Raw genomic sequence first — 21,678 nt, 5'->3', positions numbered from 1 at the left:
TTGCAAGTTTCATCGCTTAAAGGGCGAGTGCAGGGATCTGCAATTTCACGTTAAAAGCATAATGCAAATTGCGGTTATAAAAGAGGATATATGTGCTTGTGATATCCTTACCGCAGATATGGCCTTTTGGGAGAAACCGACATTGTATGGACCGTCATATTTTCGCCAGCCGCTTACGCTCAGGGAGCTTGATGAATGAATAAAAAGACCTTATTTACTCTGCTGCTGGTGGTGATCGCGATTGCGATGGCGGTATTGTTCCGCTCGCATAATCAGGACTTATTACTGCAGGGAGAGGTGGACGCGCCGGAAGTGATCGTGGCGTCGAAAGCCAAAGGACGGGTGGTGGAACGCCTGATTGAACGCGGCGACGACGTGAAGGCCGGCCAGGTGATGATTACACTGGACAGCCCGGAACTGCTGGCCCAGCTGCGATCGGCGCAGGCAACGCGCGATGAGGCCAAGGCGCAGCTCGACCAGTCGCTGCACGGTACGCGTGAAGAGAATATCCGCAGCCTGCGGGCCAGCCTGGCGCAGGCACAGGCTGAACTGCGCAACGCACAGCATGATTACGATCGTAACCGCAGCGTGGCGGCCAAAGGCTATATCTCCAAGTCAGATCTGGACAGCTCGCGCCGTTCGCGCGACACCGCCTACCAACAGGTGCAGGATGCGAAGGCCAAGCTGGATGAAGGCATCAACGGCGACCGTATCGAGCTGCGTCAGCAATATGCCGCGGCACTGCGTGCAGCGGAAGAAAACCTGCTGGAAGTGCAGGCGCAGGCTGATGACCTGCAGGTGAAGGCGCCGGTCGACGGCGAAGTGGGGCCGATTCCCGCCGAAGTCGGTGAGCTGCTGAATGCTTCCAGCCCGTTGGTGACGCTGATCCGCCTGCCGGATGCCTACTTTGTGTTTAACCTGCGTGAAGACATTCTGGCCAATATACGCAAAGGCGATAAGGTGAAGCTGCGCGTACCGGCGCTGAAAGATAAAGTCATCGATGCCGAAGTGCGTTATATCGCCCCGCTGGGGGACTACGCCACCAAGCGTGCTACGCGCGCCACCGGTGATTTCGACCTGAAAACCTTTGAAGTCCGCCTGTACCCGGCTCAGCCGATTGAAGGCCTGCGCCCAGGGATGAGCAGCTTATGGCAATGGAAAGAGTAAGGGCCGGATGGCGCTGCTTCAGCCACGCATTTAGCCGGGAATGCCGGGTTGCTTTCCGCAGCCCGGTGATCCACTGGCTGGGCTGGCTGTTCCCGCTGATCCTGTTTGGCCTTATCAGCAGCAACTTCTCGGAGGGGACGTTGCTGAACCTGCCGGTTTCGGTGGTGGATAACGACCACAGCCCGCTGTCCAAATCGCTGGTCCGTAAACTGGACGCCGGCTCTCATGCTCATGTGGAGGCCCATGACGGCGGGTTGAGTGAGTCGCTGCGCCGGCTGCGCAGCGCGCAGGACTATGCGCTGCTGTATGTGCCGCCCGATCTTGAGGCGAATGCCCTGGCGGGCAAGCAGCCGAGCATTGTGCTGTATTACAACGCCCTGTTCTACGGCGCCGGGCTCTACTCTACCCAGGATTTCAGCGGCCTGATAACGGAAACCAACGGCAGCTACCGTTCGATTATCGCCGCCAGCATGGGGAAAACGCTGCCGCAGCTGGCGGATGTGACGCTTAACTACGGCAGTCTGTTTAACGCCAGCGGCAGTTATATTTATTACCAGCAGTTCGCCGCGACCATTCACCTGCTGCAGTTGTTTGTCGTCACCTGCATGATCTACGTGATGGCGCGCAGCAAGTCGCTGCTGAGCGCAAGACCGTTCAGCCTGGCGCTGCTGGGCAAACTGGCGCCGTACACTATCAGCTTTACCACGCTGTTGATGATTGAGATTGCCGCGCTGGTGGGGATTTTCGACGCGCGCGTCAGCGGCAACCCGCTGTTTATGCTGCTGATCGGCTTTTTCTACGTGGCGGCGGCGCAGAGCATCGGCCTGCTGCTGTTTACCTTTACCGGCAGCGCGATTACCGCCTACAGCCTGATCGGTATTCTGGTCAGTATCGCGATGACCTATTCCGGCATGGCGGTGCCGGAGCTGTCGATGCCGCTGCCGGCGCGGATTATTTCCAATATCGAACCGTTGACGCACGCGTTGTACGCGATGTTTGACGTTTTTCTGCGTCAGGTGCCGGCGCGGGCGATTTTCGGCGTCTGTGCGCTACTGTTGGTCTATCCGCTGGTGACCGCGTTTTTGGTGCGCAACCGGCTGCCGAAGCGGCTGGCTAAGGACGAGGGAGCGCTATGAAGAGTTACTGGCAAACCTTTAGCCGGGTGCTGATCGGCATGCTGGAACGGCCGATGTGGCTGATGTTGATCCTGTCGCTGTGCGTAATGAGCCTGGTGTATGCCAACCGTTCGGTGTGGGATCTGCCGGTGGGGGTGATCGATCAGGATCATAGCAGCGCCAGCCGTGAGCTGATCCGTCAGCTGGACGCCACCTCGAAAATCGCTATCAAAACCTACGACAGTCTGGATCAGGCGCAGCGCGATCTGGGCTGGCGCGAGTTGTTTGCGGTGATCATTATGCCGGTGGATCTGGAGAAGAAGATCCTGCACGGTGAGAACATTGTGGTACCGGTGTACGGCGACGCCACCAACCGGCTGGCCAACGGGCAGATCCAGCAGGACGTGGTGACCGCTTATCAGCAACTGCTGAATCAATACAATACATCGCTGCTGCTGCGCAGCGGCTTTAGCGAACGGCAGGCGCAGATTATCCTGACGCCGATTCAGGGGCAGACGCTGGACGTGTTTAACCCCGGCATCAGTTTTGCGGCGATCGTCTTCCCCGGTCTGCTGGTCATGCTGCTGCAGCACTCGCTGCTGATCGCCAGCGTGCGCGTCAGCATTGCGCTGAAAAGCGCGCCGAGCGGCAAACCGTCGATCCCGGTGTATCTCGGCGGTCTGTCGGCGTTGCTGCCGATCTGGCTGTTTTTGTCGATCGTATTGTTTGTGCTGTGGCCATGGGTGCTGGGCTACCGGCAGACGGCGAACATTGCGGAAGTGCTGCTGCTGACCTTCCCGTTCCTGCTGGCGGTGTTGGGGCTAGGGAAGCTGGTGACCGAGTGCCTGCGCAGCGTGGAGATGATTTACCTGACGCTGGCGTTTATCACCACGCCGATTTTCTACCTTTCTGGCACCATCTGGCCGCTGCAGGCGATGCCGGGCTGGGTGCGCGCCATTTCCTACTGCATTCCCTCCACCTGGGCCACCAAGGCGATCGCCGGGGTGAACCAGATGGGGATGTCGCTGAATGAAGTGGGGAACGACGTGCTGATGCTGCTGCTGCTTGGCGCGGCGTATACCGTGATCGGTATCGGGGTGGGGCTGGCGCATAACAGCGTGGCGCTGCGCGGCCTATTCCGTAAGCGGCGGATGTAGTTTTGAAGGGCAAAGCCTGCTCGGCACGTGCTGCAGAAGGTGAGTGATTATATGTCCGGTGCTGCGCCTATTTTAATGGCGCAGTGAACATAAATCGATTATTTTTCAATTGGTTATATTTCCCCTATAATCGGGAAAAGTTGGTGGTTTTTTTAATCGCTAAAAAATCAATATCATTCAATTGGATATCTTTGGAGTGTTCCCCGCGCGAGCGGGGATAAACCGTCACAGCAGCCGGAAACACTGATGGTGAAGATGTGTTCCCCGCGCGAGCGGGGATAAACCGGTATAACTTCTCACCCCAGGTGATTTCTGTCTGTGTTCCCGCGCGAGCGGGGATCAATCTAAACCGTAGAAGAACAGAAGTGGGGCTGTTACTGCACCAGCTCCAACCCGGCAACACGTCGCCAGTAGCCGTTGCAGTCGCTGCTGCCGGCCAGCGCCAGCGGCTGCTGAGCATTTTCATTGGCGCGGAACTGCTCGAGCATCGTCAGCGTTTCCACGCCCTGCGGCGACAGCCGCACGATATCGACCAGCTCCTGCATGCCGCTCAGCTCATTGCCCAGGTTGTAGCAGTAACCACTCATCGTCTGAATGCCGTTGAGTACGAACACCTGCTGGTCTTCCTGTGAGCGCATGGCGCGTCCCTGCGGGTATTTGATGCAGCAGGTTTCGCACTCGTCCTTGCCGCGGTTTTCCGAACGGGCGGTAAAGCAGCGGGCGGAGTAGGCCAGCGGCAGGTGACCGTAGCCCAGCACTTCCACCTCGAAGCCGCGGCGAAAACCCAGCTCGCCGCACTGCTCCAGCACCTTACCCAGCCAGTCGCGGGACAGCTCCACCGGCATGCACCAGCGCGTCATGCCCTGCTTGTGCAGCAGCCGCAGGGTATAGGCGTTATAGCAGTTCAGCGCATGGCCGGCGACAAACGGCAGGCCGCGCTCCGCCGCCATATTCACCGTGCCGAGATCGTTGGCCTCAATCAGAAACTCGCCGTTCTCCACATAGCGCTTCAGCTCGTTTAACTCGGAAGGCGCCTGCAGCAGCGCCAGCGTGGAGAGCACCACCTGCTTGCCGGACTGCGCCACCGTCTTGGCCAGCGCCAGCCAGTCGCCGACCTTCATCTCGCGCCGCTTGGTGCAGACGCTCTCGCCGAGATAAATAATATCGGCGCTGCTGCGCATCGCCTGCTGGTAAAAACTTTCGGTCTCGGTCTTCGGCCAGTAGTAGAGCACCGGCCCCAATGCGTATTTCATGCAGCCTCCTGCTATTGCCATTTACGGTGATAGGCGCCGAGCGTGGTCTGGGTGCCTTCAGACATTGCGCCGAGCGCAGCCATCCAGCCGGCGTCGGGCTGGTAGCCGGCGGGGTCGGCGATGCAGCGGTCGATTGCCTGGCGCCAGACGCGCGCCACCTGGCTGACATAGGCCGGGCTGCGCTGGCGGCCCTCAATTTTTACCGAAGCGATATTGGCGGCCAGCAGCTCCGGCAGCAGCGCCAGCGTGTTCAGGCTGGTGGGCTCTTCCAGCGCGTGGTAGCGCACATCGTCAACCAGATAGCGGCCTTTGCACAGCGTCGGGTAGCCGGCGTTTTCGCCTTCCTGGTAGCGGTCAATCAGCACGTCGTTCAGGCGTGATTCCATGCCCTGCGGCGTCTGCTGCCAGCGGACGAAGCGAGCCGGCGAGCAGGCGCCGACGGTATTGGGGGATTCGCCGGTCAGGTAAGAAGAGAGATAGCAGCGGCCTTCCGCCATGATGCACAGGCTGCCGAAGGCGAACACCTCCAGCGGCACCGGGCTGGTGCGCGCCAGCTGTTTCACCTGATGCATCGACAGCACGCGCGGCAGCACCACGCGGTGCACGGCAAAGTGACGCTGATAGAAGCGAATCGCCTCTTCATTGGTGGCGGAGGCCTGCACGGAGACGTGGCGTTCGATATGCGGGTAACGCTCGGCGGCGTACTCCAGCATCGCCAGATCCGCCAGAATCAGCGCATCGGCGCCCAGCTGCGCCGCCATATCCACCGCGCGCTGCCAGCGGGCGTAGCCGTCGGGGTGGGCGAAGGTGTTGATGGCGATGTGCAGCTTACGGCCGTGGCGATGCACATACTCCACCGCTTCCTGCAGTTTTTTTTCGCTGAAGTTCAGCCCGGCGAAGTGGCGCGCGTTGGTGTCGTCCTTCAGACCGATATAAACGGCGTCGGCGCCGTTATCGACCGCGGCCTTCAGCGCCGGTAAATTTCCGGCGGGACAAAGCAGCTCCATACAGTGATCCTGGTCCAGCGGCGGGGCGCTGTGACGGTTGTCGCCGTGCGTAATACGGCAGCGGCGCTGTTTAACGGGGGGACAATTTTAGTGAAGTCATACGCAGCAGGTTTTGATTTGGGGCAGTTTCTGGCGTATTGATAAACGGCGGGGGAGTCACCCTCAATCGCATAATTTGTTGATATAGACCGCGGAAGCCTGGCCGCAATATGGCAAAATAGCGGGAATTGAGTAATGAAGGAGTGGATGACCGTGTTGGAAAAACTACGATCGCGCATTGTGCGCCAAGGGCCGTCGCTGCTGCGCGTGCCGCTCAAACTCACCCCTTTCGCCCTGCAGCGTCAACTGCTGGAGCAGGTGCTGGGTTGGCAGTTCCGTCAGGCGCTCGCGGATGGCGATCTGGAATTTCTTGAATCACGGTGGCTGAAGATCGAAGTACGCGATCTGGCGCTACAATGGTTTATGACGGTAGAAAACGATCGGCTGGTGGTTCGCCAGCATGCACAGGCCGACGTCAGCTTCAGCGGCGACGCCAACGATCTGATCCTGATCGCGGCGCGCAAGCAGGATCCTGACACGCTGTTTTTCCAGCGTCGGCTACAGATTGAAGGGGATACCGAATTGGGCCTGTATGTAAAAAATCTGATGGATGCGATTGAACTGGAAGCCATGCCGGCGCCGCTGCGCATTGGCTTGCTGCAGCTGGCGGAGTTTGTTGAAGCAGGTTTACAAGAGGGCGCAGAACCGTCTTCCCGAGTGGTGGCGCCATGCTGATTCGCGTAGAGATTCCGGTAGACGCCGCGGGCATCGATGCCCTGTTGCGCAGTGCCTTCGGGCGTGACGATGAAGCCGATCTGGTGCGCCAGCTGCGCGAAGACGGCCTGCTGACGCTGGGCGTGGTCGCCACCGATGACGAAGGCGGCGTGGTGGGCTATGCCGCCTTCAGCCCGGTCGACGTTGAAGGCGAGGATCGCCAGTGGGTCGGCCTGGCGCCGCTGGCGGTGGAAGAGCGCCTGCGCCGTCAGGGGTTGGGGGAGAAGCTGGTTTACGAAGGGCTGGATGCGCTGAATGAGTTCAGCTATGCCGCCGTGGTGGTGCTGGGCGAGCCGGCGTATTACTCACGCTTTGGCTTTAAGCCGGCGGCGGAGTTCGGGCTGAGCTGCCGCTGGCCGGGTTGCGAGCAAGCGTTTCAGGTTTACCCGCTGGCGCAAGACGCGCTGGACGGCGTAAACGGCGCAGTGGAGTACGCCGCGCCGTTTAACCGTTTTTAACCAGCAGATAGTCCAAAGACAGAGGCGGGTGTGACACCAGCCTCTCTTTTTGCACCTTGCTCAGCTGCTTGATGCGGTATTCCAGCCGCAGCGCCAGCGAACGGTCGCCGACCGCGCAGTGAAAGGCGAGCTGCAGCTCGCCTTTGCCGCGCAGCGCCTTGGCGCCTTTGCCCGCCTGATGCTGCGCCAGCCGCCGTGCCACGTCGGTGGTGATGCCGGTATACAGCATGCCGCTTGGCAGACGCAGCATATACAGGTGCCAGGTGGTGGTTTCCGCCATTATTCCTACCTTTGAACGAATCGTCTCGTGCGGGTCTGTTCCGCATGGTTTACGGCGCTCAGTATCCCCGTTTCTCCTTTTTCTGTCTAACCGGGCAGTGATACCGGAAAAAATATAGGCAATAGACGATGGTTATCGTCGAAGCGACTTTTTAGCAAAAATAAGAGGTCGGTAATAGCAAAACAGATAATAGAACTTTATATTTCACACGGAGAATGAGAATTTACCCCCGTGGTAGTGTAGTTGTCGGTTTTTTGTGAACAGCGCACCACAAAAAAGGAATTTTCTAATTTTATAGCAAAGGAATAATCACCGTGGGCAATATTATTTAGCCGTCAGAATTAAAAACTATTCTGCACTCTAAACGTGCCAATTTATATTATCTGCAATATTGTCGGGTGCTGGTAAACGGCGGCCGGGTAGAATATGTCACGGATGAAGGACGGCAGTCGTTGTATTGGAATATTTCTATCGCCAACACCACGGTGGTGATGCTGGGCACCGGCACGTCAGTCACGCAAGCGGCGATGCGTGAATTCGCCAAGGCCGGCGTGCTGGTTGGCTTTTGCGGCGGTGGCGGCACGCCGCTGTACGCAGCCAATGAGGTCGAGGTCGACGTTTCCTGGTTAACCTCACAGAGCGAATACCGTGCTACTGAATATTTACAGCACTGGGTGAGTTTCTGGTTTGACGAACAATACCGTCTGGCGGCGGCCGTTGCTTTTCAGCGTGTACGCATTGCAAAAATAAAACAGCACTGGCTGAGCCCCGCCATGCAGCGGGAAAGTGGGTTTAATTTATCCCAGGAGCGGCTGCTGCAATTATTATCCCGTTATGAAAATAGCCTTGCAGATTGCCGCAACGGTACCGATTTATTAACGCAGGAAGCGGTGATGACCAAGGCGTTATATAAATTAGCGGCGCAGGCGGTGAGCTACGGCGATTTTACCCGCGCCAAACGCGGTGGCGGGGCGGATGTCGCCAATCGTTTTCTCGACCACGGCAATTACCTGGCTTACGGGCTGGCGGCGGTGGCCACCTGGGTGATCGGTTTACCCCACGGGCTGGCGGTGCTGCATGGCAAAACCCGGCGCGGTGGGCTGGTGTTTGACGTGGCCGATCTGATTAAAGACGCACTGATCCTGCCGCAGGCGTTTATCGCCGCCATGGAAGGGGAAGATGAACAGACGTTTCGCCAACGTTGCCTGAATGGCTTCCAAAAGGCGCAGGCGTTGGACGTCATGATTGACGCCCTGCAGGATACGGCACTTCAACTGAGTCAGGTGGCGTGATGAATATCATGCTGGTGGCGCAGTGCAGCAAACGGGCGCTGGTGGAAACGCGGCGTATTCTCGACCAGTTCGCCGAACGCCGCGGCGACCGTACCTGGCAAACGGCGATTACGCTGGAGGGGCTGAATACCTTGCGCTGTCTGCTGCGTAAAACCGCGCGGCGGCATGTTCGGCGAGAAGGGCGAATAAGGGGAGCCTATGGACCACTATATCGAACTCCGCGTACTGCCCGATCCGGAATTCAGCACGCCGATGCTGTTGGAGGCGCTGTTTGCCAAGCTGCACCGGGCGTTGGGGGGCGCATCGGCGTCAGTTTTCCCGATGCGGGCAAAACGTTGTGGGGGAACGGCTACGGCTGCACGGTTCGCAGGCGGCATTGACCGAGCTGGAGCAGCACGGCTGGCGTAAAGGCCTGCGTGACTACACCGAAAGCAGCGCGATATTGCCGGTGCCGGCAGGCGCAGCGTATCGCACGGTGCGTCGCGTGCAGGTGAAAAGCAGCGCAGAGCGGCTACAGCGCCGTTCGGTCGCTAAAGGCTGGCTGACGATAGAGCAGGCGCAGGAACGTATTCCGGCGGCGAAAGCGCAGCGCAGCACGCTGCCGTTTATCCGCCTGAAAAGCCTCTCCAACGGCCAGTCGTTTTTATTGTTTATCGAACAGGGCATGTTGCGCAGTACGCCGACCGCCGGTGAGTTCAGCGCTTATGGCCTGAGTGCTATCGCCACCGTTCCCTGGTTCTGACCCTTTTTCTGTACGCAATCCTAACCTGTTGATTTAGCAGGTTAGGATTGAAGCGTCTGAAAAAAGGTTTTTTAGCGGAAGAATGAGAGTCTAGCTGTTAAAACAGGCAGTTAGATGTAGATGGCAACAGTTCACTGCCGTACAGGCAGCTTAGAAAAACGAGGAATTGATGCGTTTGCCGAAGTTGTTGTTCACTGCTGCACAAGCGGTTGATAAATGCATGCGTCTTCGTTTTTTAAGACTCTGCAGCTTTTAATAAATGTTCGTAATTTGTACTATTACACTCTTATTTCTAGGTCAAAGGATAGGCCAAATGAGTAAAAGAGAGGATTTGATAGATATTAGAGATGTATCGACCGCTCAATATGGTCTTGTCTATTCTGAAATTCTTGGTTGGCTTGATCTTGGTCATGCTGCGGGTGCGGACATCCGTAAGGTTATCGAACAAATGGATGTTGGTGAGAGGAAACCAGAACCCTACTATGAAGTCATGTATTTTCAGTCAATGTATAAATTTGTCCATAGTTTAGGTATTGGAGTGCACACGCGCTGGCGTATAAAAAAGGGCTGTGATCAAGCCTCAAGACATAGTATTGTCCTTGCCATGATGATGCGTACCGCATTACGCTTTGAAAATCTTCAGGCATCAGTCCCGTTCAGTTGGGTAACAGACAGCGGTTTTAGCGCTGAAGACTTGGTATCGGATCTTCTCGGTTTTTACCGTGTGATCAGACCGATGAACTACTTCCCTTTACTTCGTTTAATTAGCCGGCAGGAAGCGCTTAAACGCTGGGATCATTATGGCCCAATCGGTAATTATAAAAATAAACTATTCCGACCAATGCTTTTTCCAGACCCGGTTAAGAACAAAAGTGCTAAGCCAAAATATGGGGAATTACCTCCATTTATGAAGTCAATCGTCCCTTTTAGTAATTTCCAGGGGGATACAGTAAAAATTGTTGTCGATCATGGTCGCCATATGAATTTTGGCGATCTACCACAGGGGATATTTAGGTGATTAAGAGAACTAAAATTTTTTCGATCGTTTTTATAACGATACTTTTGTTCGGTTGTTACAAAGTAGCCTCGGTTGCCATGACGGACAGCACTGATTACTCCCGTGCTGATTGGCTGGCGTATAAGTTAATCGCGCCAGATGAAGTAAATAACGCTCCTTTTTTGACTGATGATACGGTCATTCATTTCCGAGCTGCTGATGGAGCTTCTCCGCAAATAGACGAGATTGAGTATGGCAAGAATGTGGATGAGGCTGTCTTGGTCGACTATCTGGAGTCTTTAGGATACCGACACGTTGACGACCCCGTCTTCGGTAAAAGGTGGGCACAAGAAAGCTCCGGAAGAAGCGCATATATAGCCAAAACAGAGGATGCGATAAAATTAACCTTTACTCATTGATCGGTAGTGTTCCACCGTATCATTCAGAGACTCATTGCTACATAGGCAGCTTAAAGCAGGTTATCTATGCCCAAGGTTTATGAATAGTCGGATTGATACCGTGCTTATCACTCCAGGGTAAACGGCAGAAGCATCCCTTCTTCACTGTCCGTTTTTAGTCTGCGTAGTTTTCTTTATCGGGTAAGACACCAGCGGTTTGATCTCTTTTAATACGAACATGCTCTGCATCTCTTTAATGCCGGGCAATCTGCGGACTACCGACATGGCAAAATCAGCATATGAATCTAGATCGGAGGCCACGACCTGCAGCAAGAAGTCGGCATCGCCGCCAATGCTGTAACAGGCCACCACATCTTCCAACGCCGTTACCTCTTCTTCAAATTTCTTGGCTTCCGTTTCGCTATGGCTGTCGATGGCGACGCGAATAAACACCATTACACCCAGGCCGATCTTTTTGCGATCCAACACCGCGCGATAGCCTTGGATAACTTCTTCTTCCTCAAGCTTGCGGACTTTGCGCCAGCACGGCGAGGCCGACATGCCTATTTTCTCCGCTAACGCCTGGTTTGTGACTCTGGCATCGTCTTGCAACAGCCTGAGGATTTTCATCTCTGTCATATCAAGCGGCATAACGGAACGTTCCTTTCATTTTTTGCTATGTAATCGGTAATTCTTGCCAATAATTCTCGTTTAAGCAAGCAATATAGGTCACAAATTCCTCGATGCTCAATGCATAATAGGTTCGTGAAATTAATGTGTTGTTGTGCCTGTTTTATCTCGAAATGGCGAGGGTTTGTTAGCGATTCAGAGAGGATTTCTGTTCTTAACGACGACTCATTGTGCGCGTTAAATATATTCTCTGCTGCTTGTTAACAAGATTTCAGTATGGGGGGAAGGGATGGCGATTCTGCGCCGACATTGTCTTGTAATTATATGAATATTAATGTCGTGTGGAGATTTTTAGATAAATGCAGCGTAATAATAGGTGAGGTATTGATATAAAACCCACTCAATTATGCTGATAACTCAAGAGCATTATTTAAATTCACAGATGTGATAATTCACGGTTTTTTCTTGGCTTATGTCTGGTATCAAACAACCAGTCTTCTAATTATCAATAATCAATTACAACAGGAATACTTATGTTAGGAACCGCTCAAATCATCTCTTACGCTGCGGCGTTGGGTCTGGCCGCCGCCGTGCCGGGGCCAGGCATGACCGCGCTGGTCGCCCGCAGCGTCAGCGGCGGCGCAGTGACGGGGTTTACCATGCTGACCGGGTTGATACTCGGGGACTTAATCTATCTTTCCACTGCGGTATTTGGTTTGGCGGTTATTGCGCATACCTATACCTCACTCTTTACCCTGATAAACTGGGCCGCCGCCTGCTACCTGTCCTTTCTCGCCTGGCAATTCTGGCGTTATCAGCCCCAGGCGGTAAATATCGACCAGAAGGCTACCCGTCGTGAGCTAACCTCCGCATGGCTGTCCGGGTTGACGATCACGCTCGGAAATCCCAAAACCATCGCCTTTTATCTGGCTATATTGCCGCTGGTCATCTCGTTGGATCACGTTTCTCTACAGGTATGGGGAACGATGTTGGTGCCGCTGACCATGCTTGTCCTTTTGCTGGTCGGCGCCGTATTTATTTTGGCGGCACTAAAAATACGTCGTTTCCTGACCAGCGTATCGTCGCAGCGTAGACTCTTTCGCACCACGGGCGTCATTATGGCGCTGGCGGCTGTTGGCATGGTGGCAAAATCTTTGTAGGGACCGGCGAGCATAGGCCGTCAAGCGTTGTTTGCGCCTCGCAGGCTTTATAGTTTGAACACCCTGTCTCAGGGTTTGACCCTTCTTTTATACCTGATTTTAATTAGTTGATTTATAAGGCTATGATTGGTGTGTCTGAAAAAAGGGTTTTGGGCAAAATTATAGTGATTTTGCTGTTTAAACAACCAATTAGCGCTATACTGCAACAGTTCACTGCCGTACAGGCAGCTTAGAAACTCATCGCCCTCTCGTTTTAAATCAAGCGCATGTTCACTGCCGCACAGGCAGCTCCTCAATCCGGTGGTAAGATGCTGTTAACAGCCTAAAGGAGACCCCGGTGGAACAGAGCGAACAGCAGCAGCATATCATCCGCTTCCTCAGCAAACAGCACGTGCTGACGCTCTGCGCCGGCAACGGTCTGGAGATGTGGTGCGCCAACTGTTTTTACGTGTTTGACGCCGAGCGCATGGCGCTGTGGCTGATGACCGAACCGCATACCCGCCACGGGCAGCTGATGCAGCAGCATGCTGAAGTGGTCGGCACCATTGCGCCAAAGCCCAAAAGCATCGCGCTGATTAAAGGCGTCCAGTATCGCGCAGAGGCGCGCATACTGAGCGGTGATGAAGAGCAACAGGCGCGCGCCCGTTACTGCAAGCGTTTCCCGGTGGCAAAAGCCATGTCGGCCACCCTGTGGCAACTGAGCCTGCAGGAGGTGAAGATGACCGACAACGTTCTCGGTTTTGGCACCAAGTTGTTTTGGGCCCGCAGCTAGCGCAGGCACCCTGCCGATCCAGGGTTTGTTACCTGTCTTATACTTACATGGAAAGCGACAACGGCACGGGAGGCATTATGGCACGGGTATTGATAACGGGCGCTAGCGGGCTGGTGGGCGGCGAGCTGTTGCGCCTGCTGCTGGCGGACCGGCGGGTGACGGCAATTACCGCCCCCAGCCGCCGGCCGCTGCCGCCGCATGACAAACTGACCAACCCGGTGGGCGACGATTTGTTCGCCCTGTTGACGGAGCTGGATCAGCCGGTTGACGCGGTGTTCTGCTGTCTTGGCACCACGCGGCAGCAGGCCGGCAGCGACGGCAATTTCCACTACGTCGACTATACGCTGGTGGTGGAAAGCGCGCTGACCGGCCGTCGGCTCGGCGCGCAGCACTGTCTGGCGGTGAGCGCGATGGGCGCCAGCCCGCACTCCACCTTCCTGTATAACCGCATCAAAGGGGAGATGGAGCAGGCGCTGCGCGAGCAGGGCTGGCAGCGTCTGACGCTGGTGCGGCCGTCGATGCTGCTGGGTAAACGCGCCGCGCCGCGTTTGCTGGAGCGCGTAGCCCAGCCGCTGTTCAGGCTGCTGCCCGGCAGATGGAAATCGGTCGCCGCCCGCGATGTGGCGCAAACCCTGCTGGAGCAGGCGTTCAGCTCCGGCGACGGCGTCAGGGTGCTGGAGTCCGATCGGCTGCAGCACGGGGAGCGTCTGGCGCACTGACATCGATGCAGAGGCCATCGTACGCCAGCTCCAGCCCCGGCGGCAGCGTGTGCGTCAGCAGCCAGGCGTCGAGGTGGTGGCTGATATGCGTCAGCAGGGTGCGCTGCGGCAACAGCCGTTGCTGAATCTCCAGCGCGCGGGTGAGGTCGTTATGGTTGCGCGGCTCCTGTGCCTGCGGCGGCAGGCTGCAGTCCAGCACCAGCAGATCCAGGCGGACGCCCTGCAGAAAACGCAGGGTGTCCAGCGGCAGACCGACGGTATCGGTCAGGTAGGCCAGCGTGCGGTCGGCGCTCTGGATCAGGTAACCGTGGGTGATTTTAGAGTGGATCAGCGGCAGCGGGGTGATGCGCAGTCCGCCCAGCGTCACGCTGACAAACGGCGCCAGCGGCGGCTGAAAGTCCAGAATGCCGGGGTGTTTGAATAGATCGTCGCAGCCCTGTTCATCGGGCGGGCCGTACACCGGAATGGCGCTTCCACACCCCCAGCGCAAATGAAATAACCCCTGAACGTGATCCATGTGGTAATGTGTCAGTAAAAAACGCTGAATTTGCCCCGCCGAAAACCGCCGCTCCAATGACGTCAATCCCGCATCAATTAACGTAGTTTCCCCCTGATAATCCAGCATGGCGCTGCATGCGCGACGACGCCGGGCCGGCTCACGGCGCGCCCGTTGGCAGATGGCGCACTCGCAGCCAAATGCCGGCACCTGCTGGGCGCCGCCGGTGCCGAGAAAAGTCAGTTGCATGGTGTCTCCTCGCGCCGCAGCGCCGTCAGCAGTGCCGCCAACGTGTCGCTCAGCTCGCCGTTATTATCCAGCCGCAGGCAGTCGGACGGCACGCTGTAGGCCGCCGCGCGCGCCAGCCGTTGTTCAATCTGCCCGCTGTCCTCGCGGCCGCGCCGCTCCAGACGCCGGCGCAGCACCGCCGGTTCAACCTGCAGGCACAGCGGCAGTAGCTGTGCGCCGTAGCGCTGACGGGCGTAGGGCAGATAGGCGCGCGAACCGTTGACCACCACGTCGATCCCCAGCAGCAGCCACAGATCGACCTCGATCCCTAACGCATAACGGGTGTGATGGGCCTGCCAGTCCAGCGCGAACAGGCCGTTGGCGCGCCGGCGCAGAAACTCGCGTTCACTCAGCGCCACGTGGTTCTCACAGCCGGCCTGCGCCGGGCGGGTGATATAGCGGTGCGCCACCAGCGGCGCGCTGTCCGCCGCGTTGCGCAGGGCGGCCAGCAGGCTGTCCTTGCCGGAGCCGGAGGCCCCCATCAGATAGATAAGCTGCGCCATCAGAACACCTGCCGTCCCTGACGCCACACGTGCTGCACATAGATATGCTCGCCGTGCGCGCGCGCCAGCACCAGATCGCCGCGCAGCCCCTCGGCAATGGTGCCGCGATCGGCTAACCCCAATGCCCGCGCCGGGTTGCGGGTGACCATCGCCACCGACTGCGGCAGGTCATAACCGTTGCGCGCGTCGGCGGCCAGGAGGAACGCCGCGTCGAGCAGGCTAGCGGGGTAGTAGTCGGAAGAGAGGATATCCAACACCCCCTGCGCCGCCAGCTGATGCGCCGCCACGTTGCCGGAATGCGAGCCGCCGCGCACGATGTTCGGCGCTCCCATCAGCACCTGCAGCCCCTGCCGGTGTGAGGCGCGGGCCGCTTCCTCGGTGGTGGGGAACTCGGCGATCGCGCTGCCCAGCGCGCAGGACTCGGCAACGTGCGCGGCGGTGGCGTCGTCATGGCTGGCGAGCGCAATGCCCCGTTCGCGACAGCGTTCGGCAATGGCCTGGCGGTTCGGCGTCGCCCAGCGGGCGGACAGCGCGACCTGCTGCTGCTCATACTCATCCATCGCGGCGTCGCTCAGGTTATATTTGCCCTGATAATATTCGCGATACTTGGCGCGCGAGGCGAACTGGCGCTGGCCCGGCGAATGGTCCATCAGCGACACCAGCGACACGCCCGGTTTATCCATCAGCTGTTCAAACAGCGGCAGCGTGCCGGCGTTGGGCAGTTCACAGCGCAGGTGCAGGCGGTGTTCGGCGCGGTTTACCCCGGCGCGCTGGCTGTGGATCACCGCGTCGATCATTTTTTGCAGGTTCTCCAGCCGGTGGCCGCCGTCGCGCACATCGCCTATCGCCACCGCGTCCAGCACCGTGGTGATGCCGCAGGCAACCATCAGCGCGTCGTGGCTGCTCATGGCGGAATGGGCCGGCCAGTCCACGTTGGGGCGCGGCATAAAGAATTTATCCAGGTTATCGGTATGCAGTTCGATCAGGCCCGGCAGCAGCCAGCCGCCTTCGCCGTCCAGCGCCTGCGGCAGACGGCTGTGGCCGTCGGCAAAGCTGCGGATCACGCCGTCGCCCATCTCCAGCGAGCCGTTCACCACCTGGTCTTCCAGCACCAGCCTTACGTTATTAATAATCATCACGGCGTCTCCAGCGCCTGCGGCGCTTGCATGATGTGCAGCCGGTCGGCGACCTGAGTTCGCACCTGGTCGTCATGAAAAATGCCGACGATGGCGGCGCCGCGCCGGCGCGCCTGTTCGACCAAGGCGATCACCGCCGCGCTGTTGCGTGCGTCCAGCGAGGCGGTGGGTTCATCCAGCAGCAGGATCGGGTAGTCGACGATAAAGCCGCGGGCGATATTGACCCGCTGCTGTTCGCCGCCGGAAAAGGTGGACGGCGCCAGCCCCCACAGCCGTTGCGGCACGTTAAGCCGGCTGAGCAGCGCGCTGGCGCGCTCGCGGCACTCGTCATGCGCCACGCCCAGCTCCAGCAGCGGCTGCATCACCACCTCCAGCGCGCTGATGCGCGGGATCACCCGCAGAAACTGGCTGACCCAGCCCAGCGTCCGGCGGCGCACCGCCAGGATCTGCCGCGCCTCCGCCTGCGCCATATCGATCCATTCTCCCTGATGGTCCAGCCAGATATGGCCGCTGTCCGGCAGGTAGTTGGCGTACAGCGAGCGCAGCAGGGTGGACTTACCGCTGCCGGAGTGGCCGTGCAGCACCACGCATTCGCCGGCGCTGACCGTCAGGCTGGCGTCGTGCAGCACCGGCAGCCGGGTACCGTGCTGCTGGTGCAACACAAAGGTCTTGCTCAGATGTTCGACGCGAATTTTGATCGTCATAGATTCCCCACTCAGTTACGACAACACGGAAGACACCAGCAGTTGGGTATAGGGATGGTGCGGGTCGTCCAGCACCCGGTCGGTCAGGCCGCTTTCCACCACTTCCCCCTGTTTCATCACCAGCAGCCGGTGCGCCAGCAGGCGCGCGACGCCCAGATCGTGGGTGACGATCACCGCCGCCAGCCGCATCTCCACCACCAGCGTGCGCAGCAGATCCAGCAGCCGCGCCTGCACCGACACGTCCAGCCCGCCGGTCGGCTCGTCCATAAACACCAGCTTGGGGTGGGTGACCAGGTTGCGGGCGATCTGCAGCCGCTGCTGCATGCCGCCGGAAAAGGTGGTGGGCAGATCGTCAAGGCGCGACAGCGGGATCTCGACGTCCTCCAGCCATTGCCCGGCCTGACGGCGGATATCGCCGTAGTGGCGCTGGCCGACGGCCATCAGCCGCTCGCCGATATTGCCGCCGGCGGACACCTGCGGCCGCAGCCCGTCCAGCGGGTGCTGGTGCACCACGCCCCAGTCGGTGCGCAGCAGGCGGCGGCGCGCGCTCTCCGCCATGGCGTACAGATCCTGCTCCTGCCCGGCCTGAGGACGGTAGAGGATGCGCCCCTGCTGCGGCGCCAGCCGCGCCGAGATGCTTTTCAACAGGGTGGTTTTACCGGAGCCGGATTCGCCGACGATGCCCAGCACTTCGCCGGGGTAAATATCAAAAGAGACGTCGCTGAAGCCTTTGCCCGGCGCGTACAGATGGGTCAGACGCTCGACCGACAGCAGCGGGGCGTCGTGTAACGGTGTGGTGCTCATGGGCGCGGTGTCTCCGTGGATGACGCCAGCTGCTGCCGGCAGTAGTCGGTATCTGAGCAGACGAACATGCGGTTGCCCTGATCGTCGAGCACCACCTCGTCCAGGTAGCTGCTGCGGGAGCCGCACAGCGCACAGGGCTGCTCCCACTGCTGGACGCTGAACGGGTGATCGTCAAAGTCCAGGCTGACCACTTTGGTGTACGGCGGCAGGGCGTAGATCCGCTTCTCCCGCCCGGCGCCGAACAATTGCAGCGCCGGCATCATATGCATCTTCGGGTTGTCGAATTTCGGGATCGGCGACGGATCCATCACGTAGCGGTCATTGACCTTCACCGGATAGGCGTAGGTGGTGGCGATATGGCCGTAGCGGGCGATATCCTCGTAGAGTTTCACCTGCATCACGCCGTATTCCTCCAGCGCGTGCATTTTGCGCGTTTCGGTTTCGCGCGGTTCGATAAAGCGCAGCGGCTCCGGAATCGGCACCTGATAGATCAGGATCTGGTCTTCCCGCAGCGGCGTTTCCGGGATGCGGTGGCGGGTCTGGATCAGCGTAGCCTCGACGGTACGCTCGGTGGTGGCGACGCCGGCGACGCGCTGGAAGAAGCGGCGAATCGAGACCGCGTTGGTGGTATCGTCCGCGCCCTGATCGATGACTTTTAGTACGTCGGCGTCGCCGACCACGCTGGCGGTCAGCTGGATGCCGCCGGTGCCCCAGCCGTAGGGCATCGGCATCTCGCGGCCGCCGAACGGCACCTGATAGCCGGGAATGGCCACGCCCTTCAGGATGGCGCGGCGGATCATGCGTTTGGTCTGTTCATCCAGATAGCCGGGGTTGTAGCCGCTCAGTACGTTACTCATGGGGCGTCTCCTGCGTGGGCTCGCCGCGCTGCCGCAGGCGTTGCAGCAGTTCCAGTTCCGCCTGGAAATCCACATAGTGCGGCAGTTTCAGATGGGACACGAAGCCGGCGGCCTCGACGTTATCGGCGTGGGACAGCACGAACTCTTCGTCCTGTGCCGGGCTGTCGCCGTCTTCCGCGTACTCGTCCTTCTGCAGGGCGCGATCCACCAGCGCCATCGCCATCGCTTTGCGCTCGGCGCGGCCGAACACCAGGCCGTAGCCGCGGGTAAAGTGCGGCGGCTGCTGTTCCGGGGCGACAAAGCCGTTCACCATCTCGCATTCGGTCAGCAGGATTTCGCCGATGTCGATGGCGAAGCCCAGCTCTTCCGGCACGATCTCCACCGTGACATAGCCGCTGCGGATCTCGCCGGCGAACGGGTGGTTGCGGCCATAGCCGCGCTGGGTGGAGTAGCCGAGCGCCAGCAGAAAGCCTTCATCGCCGCGCACCAGTTGCTGCAGGCGCGCCGAGCGCGGGCAGGGGTAGACCGGCGGCGTGCGGGTGATATCCGCCGGCGTGCTGCCGTCGTCCTGTTCCGCCTGCGCCAGCTGCTGGCGACTCAGCAGGCTGAACACGTGCGGGCAGCCGGTTGCCGGCGCATCGTCGGCGAGCTGCGGCGTTGCATCGGGCGCGCCGCCGTCCGCCAGCAGCGCGAAGTCCAGCAGCCGGTGGGTGTAGTCATAGGTCGGGCCGAGCAGCTGGCCGCCGGGCAGGTCTTTGTAAATCGCCGAAATGCGGCGTTCCAGTCGCATCTGCTCGGTGAGTAACGGCTCACTGACGGCCAGACGCGGCAGCGTGGTGCGGTAGGCGCGCAGCAGGAAAATCGCCTCCACCAGATCGCCGCTGGCCTGCTTAATCGCCAGCGCCGCCAGTTCACGGTCATAGACGCCGCCTTCGGTCATGACCCGGTCCACCGCCAGCCCAAGCTGCTGCTCCACCTGCGCGGCCGTCAGCGCCGGTTGTGCCGGGTCGCCGCGTCGCAGTTGCTCCTGCAGCCGGTGCGCGGCCTCAATGGCTTTTTCGCCCCCTTTTACGGCTACGTACATCAGCATTCCTCCAGATGAGTGGTGCGCGGGATGGCCAGCAGCGCGTCGCCGCAGGTCAGAATCACGTCAAGCCCGAGCGGGAAGGGCTGCGGGCGCGCCAGCAGATAGCGGCGCAGCGCCTCCGGCAGCGTCGGCGCGATGGTGCGGCTGTGGGCAATGCCGGGGCCGCGCAGCCGCAGCGGCGCGCCGTTTTCCAGATCGTCGAGCTGGACGATCAGCGTCGCGCCTTGTTCCGGCGCCAGTTCGTCGCCGTGCGGCAGCGCGTGCAGATCCGCCGCCTGCAGGCGCGGGTCGTAAACGGCGAACGCCGCCTGCGCCGCCGAGGAGGCCTGCGGCGCGCCGGTGTGGAAACGAAGGTTAGTCAGCACCTGCTCACTGTTCAGCGCCGGTTCGATCAGGAGCGGCGTTTCGCCGTCGGCCAGCGTCAGCAAGACGGCGGTGGCGGCGGCGTTGAGCGGCGGCCACTGCGGCCCGCCTGTCAGCCGCACCGTGACGCCCGGTTCGCTCAATGCTTTCAGGATCAGGCGGAACGTCTGCTGCGCCTGCGCCACCGGGCTGGCGAAACCATCCAGTAAACTCATGGCGACTCTCCCCGTACCAGCGTAAAGAAATCGACCCGACTGGTGGCCACCTCGCGGGCGCGCTGCTGGCGTTGTTCCTGCTGCGCCGCCGCCAGTGGGGCGATCAACTGTTGCAGCAGCCGTTCCTGGTATGCCGGCTGTTGCAGCAGGGCGTCGACCAGCGCGCACAGTTCGGCATGCGCCTTATCGCGCCCGGCAACATAGCTGTAGCCGTGGCCGCCGCTTTCCAGCTGCACCACCGCGCGGGTAACGGTCATATCGCCCAGCACAAAGCGGCGGCCGGTGGCGCCCATGCGCCCCTGCAGCTGCGTCAGGCCAATCTCCGGCGCGCGCAGCAGCCGGTACTCGGGGTTCAGGTTCAGCGCCTGCCAGTGGCTGCGCAGCTGGGCCGGGCGGCTGTGCGCCAGCACCGACATCCAGCGTTGTCGTGATGAGAGAGAGGACATTCAGTGCTCCATGGTCAGTTCGAGCATATCGGCGCGTGCCAGGCTGACGGAGTATTCCGCCAGCCGGTCGCTGCCGCTGCAGACGTTGAGGGTGCGCACGCACAGCAGCGGCGCGTCGGCGGCCAGTTCCAGCAGTTGGCGCTCTTTCGCCTGCGCCTGTCGGGCGCTGATGCGCGTCTGGCGGCGGCTGAGCGGCTGATGGATATGCTGTTCAATAAATTCATGCAGCGATCCCTGGCGGAACTGCTGCAGGGCCGGCCACCAGTCGAGGTCGGGCAGGTAGTGGTCGATCACGCTCATCGGTACGCCGTTTACCCGGCGCAGGGTACGCAGGTGGATCGCCTGCTGGCCCTCCTCACAGCCCAGCGCGCTGGCGATGTGGCCGTTGCACGGGCGCAATACTGCGAGTAAGCACTCACTGGTGGGGTGGTTGCCCTGCTCGAGCAGGTTCTGGGTAAAGCGGGTTTTGGCGTGCAGTGGGTAGTCGTAAGGGCGCATCAGCACCAAAATGCCGACGCCGTGGCGGCGCTGCAGCCAGCCGCGCTCCACCAGTTGATCCACCGCCCGGCGCAGGGTATGGCGGTTGACCTGATAATGGTCCGCCAGCTGCTGTTCCGAAGGCAGGTAGTCGCCGCCGCGGTAACGGCTGCGTAGCTCTTCTTCCAGCTGCGCCGCGATTTGCTGATAGCGTGTAGGGTAACTGGTAGGATGTCTAGATATCTGCGTCATAGTTAAAACCTCCGTGCGCCAATCGCCGCTAACAGCGCCGGTGCGGCGGCTGGGAGGCGGTTGGTGATGGGGCTTATCCTGCCGGGCGCA

Annotated in this window: 25 protein-coding genes and 2 pseudogenes; 13 read left to right on the top strand and 14 right to left on the bottom strand. The window is 59.7% G+C overall.

Going from position 1 to position 21,678, the window contains the following annotated elements:
• The first annotated feature begins 195 nt into the window (after window positions 1–195).
• From FO014_RS07815 to FO014_RS07805, 3 genes are read left to right on the top strand one after another with little or no spacing between them, the layout of a single operon-like run.
• Complete coding sequence (locus tag FO014_RS07815; protein ID WP_160028796.1) at window positions 196–1,167, top strand: HlyD family secretion protein; 972 nt, start codon at window positions 196–198, stop codon at window positions 1,165–1,167.
• Window positions 1,149–2,303, top strand: a complete 1,155-nt coding sequence (locus tag FO014_RS07810) for an ABC transporter permease (protein ID WP_160028795.1) — start codon at window positions 1,149–1,151, stop codon at window positions 2,301–2,303. The genes FO014_RS07815 and FO014_RS07810 overlap by 19 nt, the downstream gene beginning before the upstream one ends.
• Entirely contained in the window at window positions 2,300–3,439 is a 1,140-nt protein-coding gene (locus FO014_RS07805; protein ID WP_160028794.1) for an ABC transporter permease, read from the top strand. Before FO014_RS07810 ends, FO014_RS07805 begins: the two co-directional genes overlap by 4 nt.
• 374 nt (window positions 3,440–3,813) lie before the next feature.
• On the opposite strand, the gene FO014_RS07800 is transcribed toward FO014_RS07805, so the two are convergent.
• Together FO014_RS07800 and ubiU are read right to left on the bottom strand one after the other, a co-directional pair.
• Window positions 3,814–4,692 (bottom strand): U32 family peptidase, encoded by an 879-nt coding sequence (locus tag FO014_RS07800; RefSeq protein WP_160028793.1) that lies wholly within the window; start codon window positions 4,690–4,692, stop codon window positions 3,814–3,816.
• An 11-nt stretch (window positions 4,693–4,703) separates the two neighbouring features.
• On the bottom strand, window positions 4,704–5,699 hold the full coding sequence (ubiU, locus tag FO014_RS07795; RefSeq protein WP_105229544.1) for a ubiquinone anaerobic biosynthesis protein UbiU: 996 nt from the start codon (window positions 5,697–5,699) through the stop codon (window positions 4,704–4,706).
• A gap of 252 nt (window positions 5,700–5,951) precedes the next feature.
• Here ubiU and ubiT point away from each other — a divergent pair, with 252 nt between their 5' ends.
• Window positions 5,952–6,473 (top strand): ubiquinone anaerobic biosynthesis accessory factor UbiT, encoded by a 522-nt coding sequence (gene ubiT, locus FO014_RS07790; protein WP_105233191.1) that lies wholly within the window; start codon window positions 5,952–5,954, stop codon window positions 6,471–6,473.
• Window positions 6,467–6,970, top strand: a complete 504-nt coding sequence (locus FO014_RS07785) for a GNAT family N-acetyltransferase (RefSeq protein ID WP_105229545.1) — start codon at window positions 6,467–6,469, stop codon at window positions 6,968–6,970. Before ubiT ends, FO014_RS07785 begins: the two co-directional genes overlap by 7 nt.
• Here FO014_RS07785 and FO014_RS07780 read toward each other — a convergent pair.
• Complete coding sequence (locus FO014_RS07780) at window positions 6,957–7,250, bottom strand: GIY-YIG nuclease family protein (RefSeq protein ID WP_145961161.1); 294 nt, start codon at window positions 7,248–7,250, stop codon at window positions 6,957–6,959. The genes FO014_RS07785 and FO014_RS07780 overlap by 14 nt on opposite strands.
• A gap of 350 nt (window positions 7,251–7,600) precedes the next feature.
• Between FO014_RS07780 and cas1f the strand changes: the two genes are divergently transcribed.
• The 5 genes and pseudogenes from cas1f to FO014_RS07760 all read left to right on the top strand — a co-directional run bounded on the left by cas1f (window position 7,601) and on the right by FO014_RS07760 (window position 10,700).
• Window positions 7,601–8,542, top strand: coding sequence for a type I-F CRISPR-associated endonuclease Cas1f (gene cas1f / locus FO014_RS07775; RefSeq protein WP_160031378.1), 942 nt, complete (start codon window positions 7,601–7,603; stop codon window positions 8,540–8,542).
• A pseudogene (locus FO014_RS24200) lies at window positions 8,542–8,709 on the top strand (hypothetical protein); the annotation flags it as partial. The gene cas1f and the pseudogene FO014_RS24200, both read left to right, overlap by 1 nt.
• Before the next feature lie 31 nt (window positions 8,710–8,740).
• Window positions 8,741–9,284 (top strand): annotated as a pseudogene (gene cas6f / locus FO014_RS07770) (type I-F CRISPR-associated endoribonuclease Cas6/Csy4).
• 313 nt (window positions 9,285–9,597) lie between these two features.
• Window positions 9,598–10,302 carry a hypothetical protein gene (locus FO014_RS07765; protein ID WP_160028792.1) on the top strand — a complete coding sequence of 235 codons (705 nt, stop codon included), beginning with the start codon at window positions 9,598–9,600 and terminating at the stop codon, window positions 10,300–10,302.
• Window positions 10,299–10,700, top strand: coding sequence for a hypothetical protein (locus tag FO014_RS07760; RefSeq protein ID WP_160028791.1), 402 nt, complete (start codon window positions 10,299–10,301; stop codon window positions 10,698–10,700). Before FO014_RS07765 ends, FO014_RS07760 begins: the two co-directional genes overlap by 4 nt.
• Before the next feature lie 141 nt (window positions 10,701–10,841).
• On the opposite strand, the gene FO014_RS07755 is transcribed toward FO014_RS07760, so the two are convergent.
• Complete coding sequence (locus FO014_RS07755) at window positions 10,842–11,330, bottom strand: Lrp/AsnC family transcriptional regulator (protein ID WP_160028790.1); 489 nt, start codon at window positions 11,328–11,330, stop codon at window positions 10,842–10,844.
• A 512-nt stretch (window positions 11,331–11,842) separates the two neighbouring features.
• Here FO014_RS07755 and FO014_RS07750 point away from each other — a divergent pair.
• The 3 genes from FO014_RS07750 to FO014_RS07740 all read left to right on the top strand — a co-directional run bounded on the left by FO014_RS07750 (window position 11,843) and on the right by FO014_RS07740 (window position 13,960).
• Complete coding sequence (locus FO014_RS07750) at window positions 11,843–12,469, top strand: LysE family translocator (protein WP_160028789.1); 627 nt, start codon at window positions 11,843–11,845, stop codon at window positions 12,467–12,469.
• A gap of 337 nt (window positions 12,470–12,806) precedes the next feature.
• Window positions 12,807–13,241, top strand: a complete 435-nt coding sequence (locus FO014_RS07745) for a YhbP family protein (protein ID WP_160028787.1) — start codon at window positions 12,807–12,809, stop codon at window positions 13,239–13,241.
• Window positions 13,242–13,318: 77 nt separating this feature from the next.
• Window positions 13,319–13,960 carry an NAD(P)H-binding protein gene (locus FO014_RS07740; protein WP_160028785.1) on the top strand — a complete coding sequence of 214 codons (642 nt, stop codon included), beginning with the start codon at window positions 13,319–13,321 and terminating at the stop codon, window positions 13,958–13,960.
• On the opposite strand, the gene phnP is transcribed toward FO014_RS07740, so the two are convergent.
• From phnP to phnF, 10 genes are read right to left on the bottom strand one after another with little or no spacing between them, the layout of a single operon-like run.
• A complete protein-coding gene (gene phnP / locus FO014_RS07735; protein WP_160028783.1) occupies window positions 13,908–14,705 on the bottom strand; it encodes a phosphonate metabolism protein PhnP in 798 nt (265 codons plus the stop codon). The genes FO014_RS07740 and phnP overlap by 53 nt on opposite strands.
• Window positions 14,696–15,247 (bottom strand): ribose 1,5-bisphosphokinase, encoded by a 552-nt coding sequence (gene phnN, locus FO014_RS07730; RefSeq protein WP_160028781.1) that lies wholly within the window; start codon window positions 15,245–15,247, stop codon window positions 14,696–14,698. The genes phnP and phnN overlap by 10 nt, the downstream gene beginning before the upstream one ends.
• A complete protein-coding gene (phnM, locus tag FO014_RS07725) occupies window positions 15,247–16,383 on the bottom strand; it encodes an alpha-D-ribose 1-methylphosphonate 5-triphosphate diphosphatase (RefSeq protein ID WP_160028779.1) in 1,137 nt (378 codons plus the stop codon). Before phnM ends, phnN begins: the two co-directional genes overlap by 1 nt.
• Window positions 16,383–17,087 (bottom strand): phosphonate C-P lyase system protein PhnL, encoded by a 705-nt coding sequence (gene phnL / locus FO014_RS07720; protein WP_160028777.1) that lies wholly within the window; start codon window positions 17,085–17,087, stop codon window positions 16,383–16,385. Before phnL ends, phnM begins: the two co-directional genes overlap by 1 nt.
• A gap of 15 nt (window positions 17,088–17,102) precedes the next feature.
• Window positions 17,103–17,891 (bottom strand): phosphonate C-P lyase system protein PhnK, encoded by a 789-nt coding sequence (phnK, locus tag FO014_RS07715; protein ID WP_105229557.1) that lies wholly within the window; start codon window positions 17,889–17,891, stop codon window positions 17,103–17,105.
• Entirely contained in the window at window positions 17,888–18,748 is an 861-nt protein-coding gene (locus tag FO014_RS07710) for an alpha-D-ribose 1-methylphosphonate 5-phosphate C-P-lyase PhnJ (RefSeq protein ID WP_105229558.1), read from the bottom strand. Before FO014_RS07710 ends, phnK begins: the two co-directional genes overlap by 4 nt.
• Window positions 18,741–19,832, bottom strand: a complete 1,092-nt coding sequence (locus tag FO014_RS07705; RefSeq protein WP_105233195.1) for a carbon-phosphorus lyase complex subunit — start codon at window positions 19,830–19,832, stop codon at window positions 18,741–18,743. The genes FO014_RS07710 and FO014_RS07705 overlap by 8 nt, the downstream gene beginning before the upstream one ends.
• The gene (gene phnH / locus FO014_RS07700; RefSeq protein ID WP_160028775.1) at window positions 19,832–20,413 is read right to left on the bottom strand and encodes a phosphonate C-P lyase system protein PhnH; all 582 of its coding nucleotides are present in this window, start codon (window positions 20,411–20,413) and stop codon (window positions 19,832–19,834) included. Before phnH ends, FO014_RS07705 begins: the two co-directional genes overlap by 1 nt.
• Window positions 20,410–20,859: a phosphonate C-P lyase system protein PhnG gene (gene phnG, locus FO014_RS07695; protein ID WP_160028773.1), complete on the bottom strand. Its 450-nt coding sequence runs from the start codon at window positions 20,857–20,859 to the stop codon at window positions 20,410–20,412. The genes phnH and phnG overlap by 4 nt, the downstream gene beginning before the upstream one ends.
• Window positions 20,860–21,588, bottom strand: a complete 729-nt coding sequence (gene phnF / locus FO014_RS07690; protein WP_160028771.1) for a phosphonate metabolism transcriptional regulator PhnF — start codon at window positions 21,586–21,588, stop codon at window positions 20,860–20,862.
• Window positions 21,589–21,678: the final 90 nt, after the last annotated feature.

This window comes from Serratia rhizosphaerae, assembly GCF_009817885.1.
Lineage (GTDB): Bacteria > Pseudomonadota > Gammaproteobacteria > Enterobacterales > Enterobacteriaceae > Serratia_B > Serratia_B rhizosphaerae.
Note: the sequence above shows the minus strand (reverse complement) of the source record. Positions and strands in the feature narration are given on the sequence as shown.

Excerpts from the sequence above, each read along its gene's own strand:
- FO014_RS07815 (WP_160028796.1), top strand. The coding sequence starts at position 196 with ATGAATAAAAAGACCTTATTTACTCTGCTGCTGGTGGTGATCGCGATT.
- FO014_RS07810 (WP_160028795.1), top strand. The coding sequence starts at position 1,149 with ATGGCAATGGAAAGAGTAAGGGCCGGATGGCGCTGCTTCAGCCACGCA.
- FO014_RS07805 (WP_160028794.1), top strand. The coding sequence starts at position 2,300 with ATGAAGAGTTACTGGCAAACCTTTAGCCGGGTGCTGATCGGCATGCTG.
- FO014_RS07800 (WP_160028793.1), bottom strand. The coding sequence starts at position 4,692 with ATGAAATACGCATTGGGGCCGGTGCTCTACTACTGGCCGAAGACCGAG.
- ubiU (WP_105229544.1), bottom strand. The coding sequence starts at position 5,699 with ATGGAGCTGCTTTGTCCCGCCGGAAATTTACCGGCGCTGAAGGCCGCG.
- FO014_RS07785 (WP_105229545.1), top strand. The coding sequence starts at position 6,467 with ATGCTGATTCGCGTAGAGATTCCGGTAGACGCCGCGGGCATCGATGCC.
- FO014_RS07780 (WP_145961161.1), bottom strand. The coding sequence starts at position 7,250 with ATGGCGGAAACCACCACCTGGCACCTGTATATGCTGCGTCTGCCAAGC.
- FO014_RS07765 (WP_160028792.1), top strand. The coding sequence starts at position 9,598 with ATGAGTAAAAGAGAGGATTTGATAGATATTAGAGATGTATCGACCGCT.
- FO014_RS07755 (WP_160028790.1), bottom strand. The coding sequence starts at position 11,330 with ATGCCGCTTGATATGACAGAGATGAAAATCCTCAGGCTGTTGCAAGAC.
- FO014_RS07750 (WP_160028789.1), top strand. The coding sequence starts at position 11,843 with ATGTTAGGAACCGCTCAAATCATCTCTTACGCTGCGGCGTTGGGTCTG.
- FO014_RS07740 (WP_160028785.1), top strand. The coding sequence starts at position 13,319 with ATGGCACGGGTATTGATAACGGGCGCTAGCGGGCTGGTGGGCGGCGAG.
- phnP (WP_160028783.1), bottom strand. The coding sequence starts at position 14,705 with ATGCAACTGACTTTTCTCGGCACCGGCGGCGCCCAGCAGGTGCCGGCA.
- phnN (WP_160028781.1), bottom strand. The coding sequence starts at position 15,247 with ATGGCGCAGCTTATCTATCTGATGGGGGCCTCCGGCTCCGGCAAGGAC.
- phnM (WP_160028779.1), bottom strand. The coding sequence starts at position 16,383 with ATGATTATTAATAACGTAAGGCTGGTGCTGGAAGACCAGGTGGTGAAC.
- phnL (WP_160028777.1), bottom strand. The coding sequence starts at position 17,087 with ATGACGATCAAAATTCGCGTCGAACATCTGAGCAAGACCTTTGTGTTG.
- phnK (WP_105229557.1), bottom strand. The coding sequence starts at position 17,891 with ATGAGCACCACACCGTTACACGACGCCCCGCTGCTGTCGGTCGAGCGT.
- FO014_RS07710 (WP_105229558.1), bottom strand. The coding sequence starts at position 18,748 with ATGAGTAACGTACTGAGCGGCTACAACCCCGGCTATCTGGATGAACAG.
- FO014_RS07705 (WP_105233195.1), bottom strand. The coding sequence starts at position 19,832 with ATGTACGTAGCCGTAAAAGGGGGCGAAAAAGCCATTGAGGCCGCGCAC.
- phnH (WP_160028775.1), bottom strand. The coding sequence starts at position 20,413 with ATGAGTTTACTGGATGGTTTCGCCAGCCCGGTGGCGCAGGCGCAGCAG.
- phnG (WP_160028773.1), bottom strand. The coding sequence starts at position 20,859 with ATGTCCTCTCTCTCATCACGACAACGCTGGATGTCGGTGCTGGCGCAC.
- phnF (WP_160028771.1), bottom strand. The coding sequence starts at position 21,588 with ATGACGCAGATATCTAGACATCCTACCAGTTACCCTACACGCTATCAG.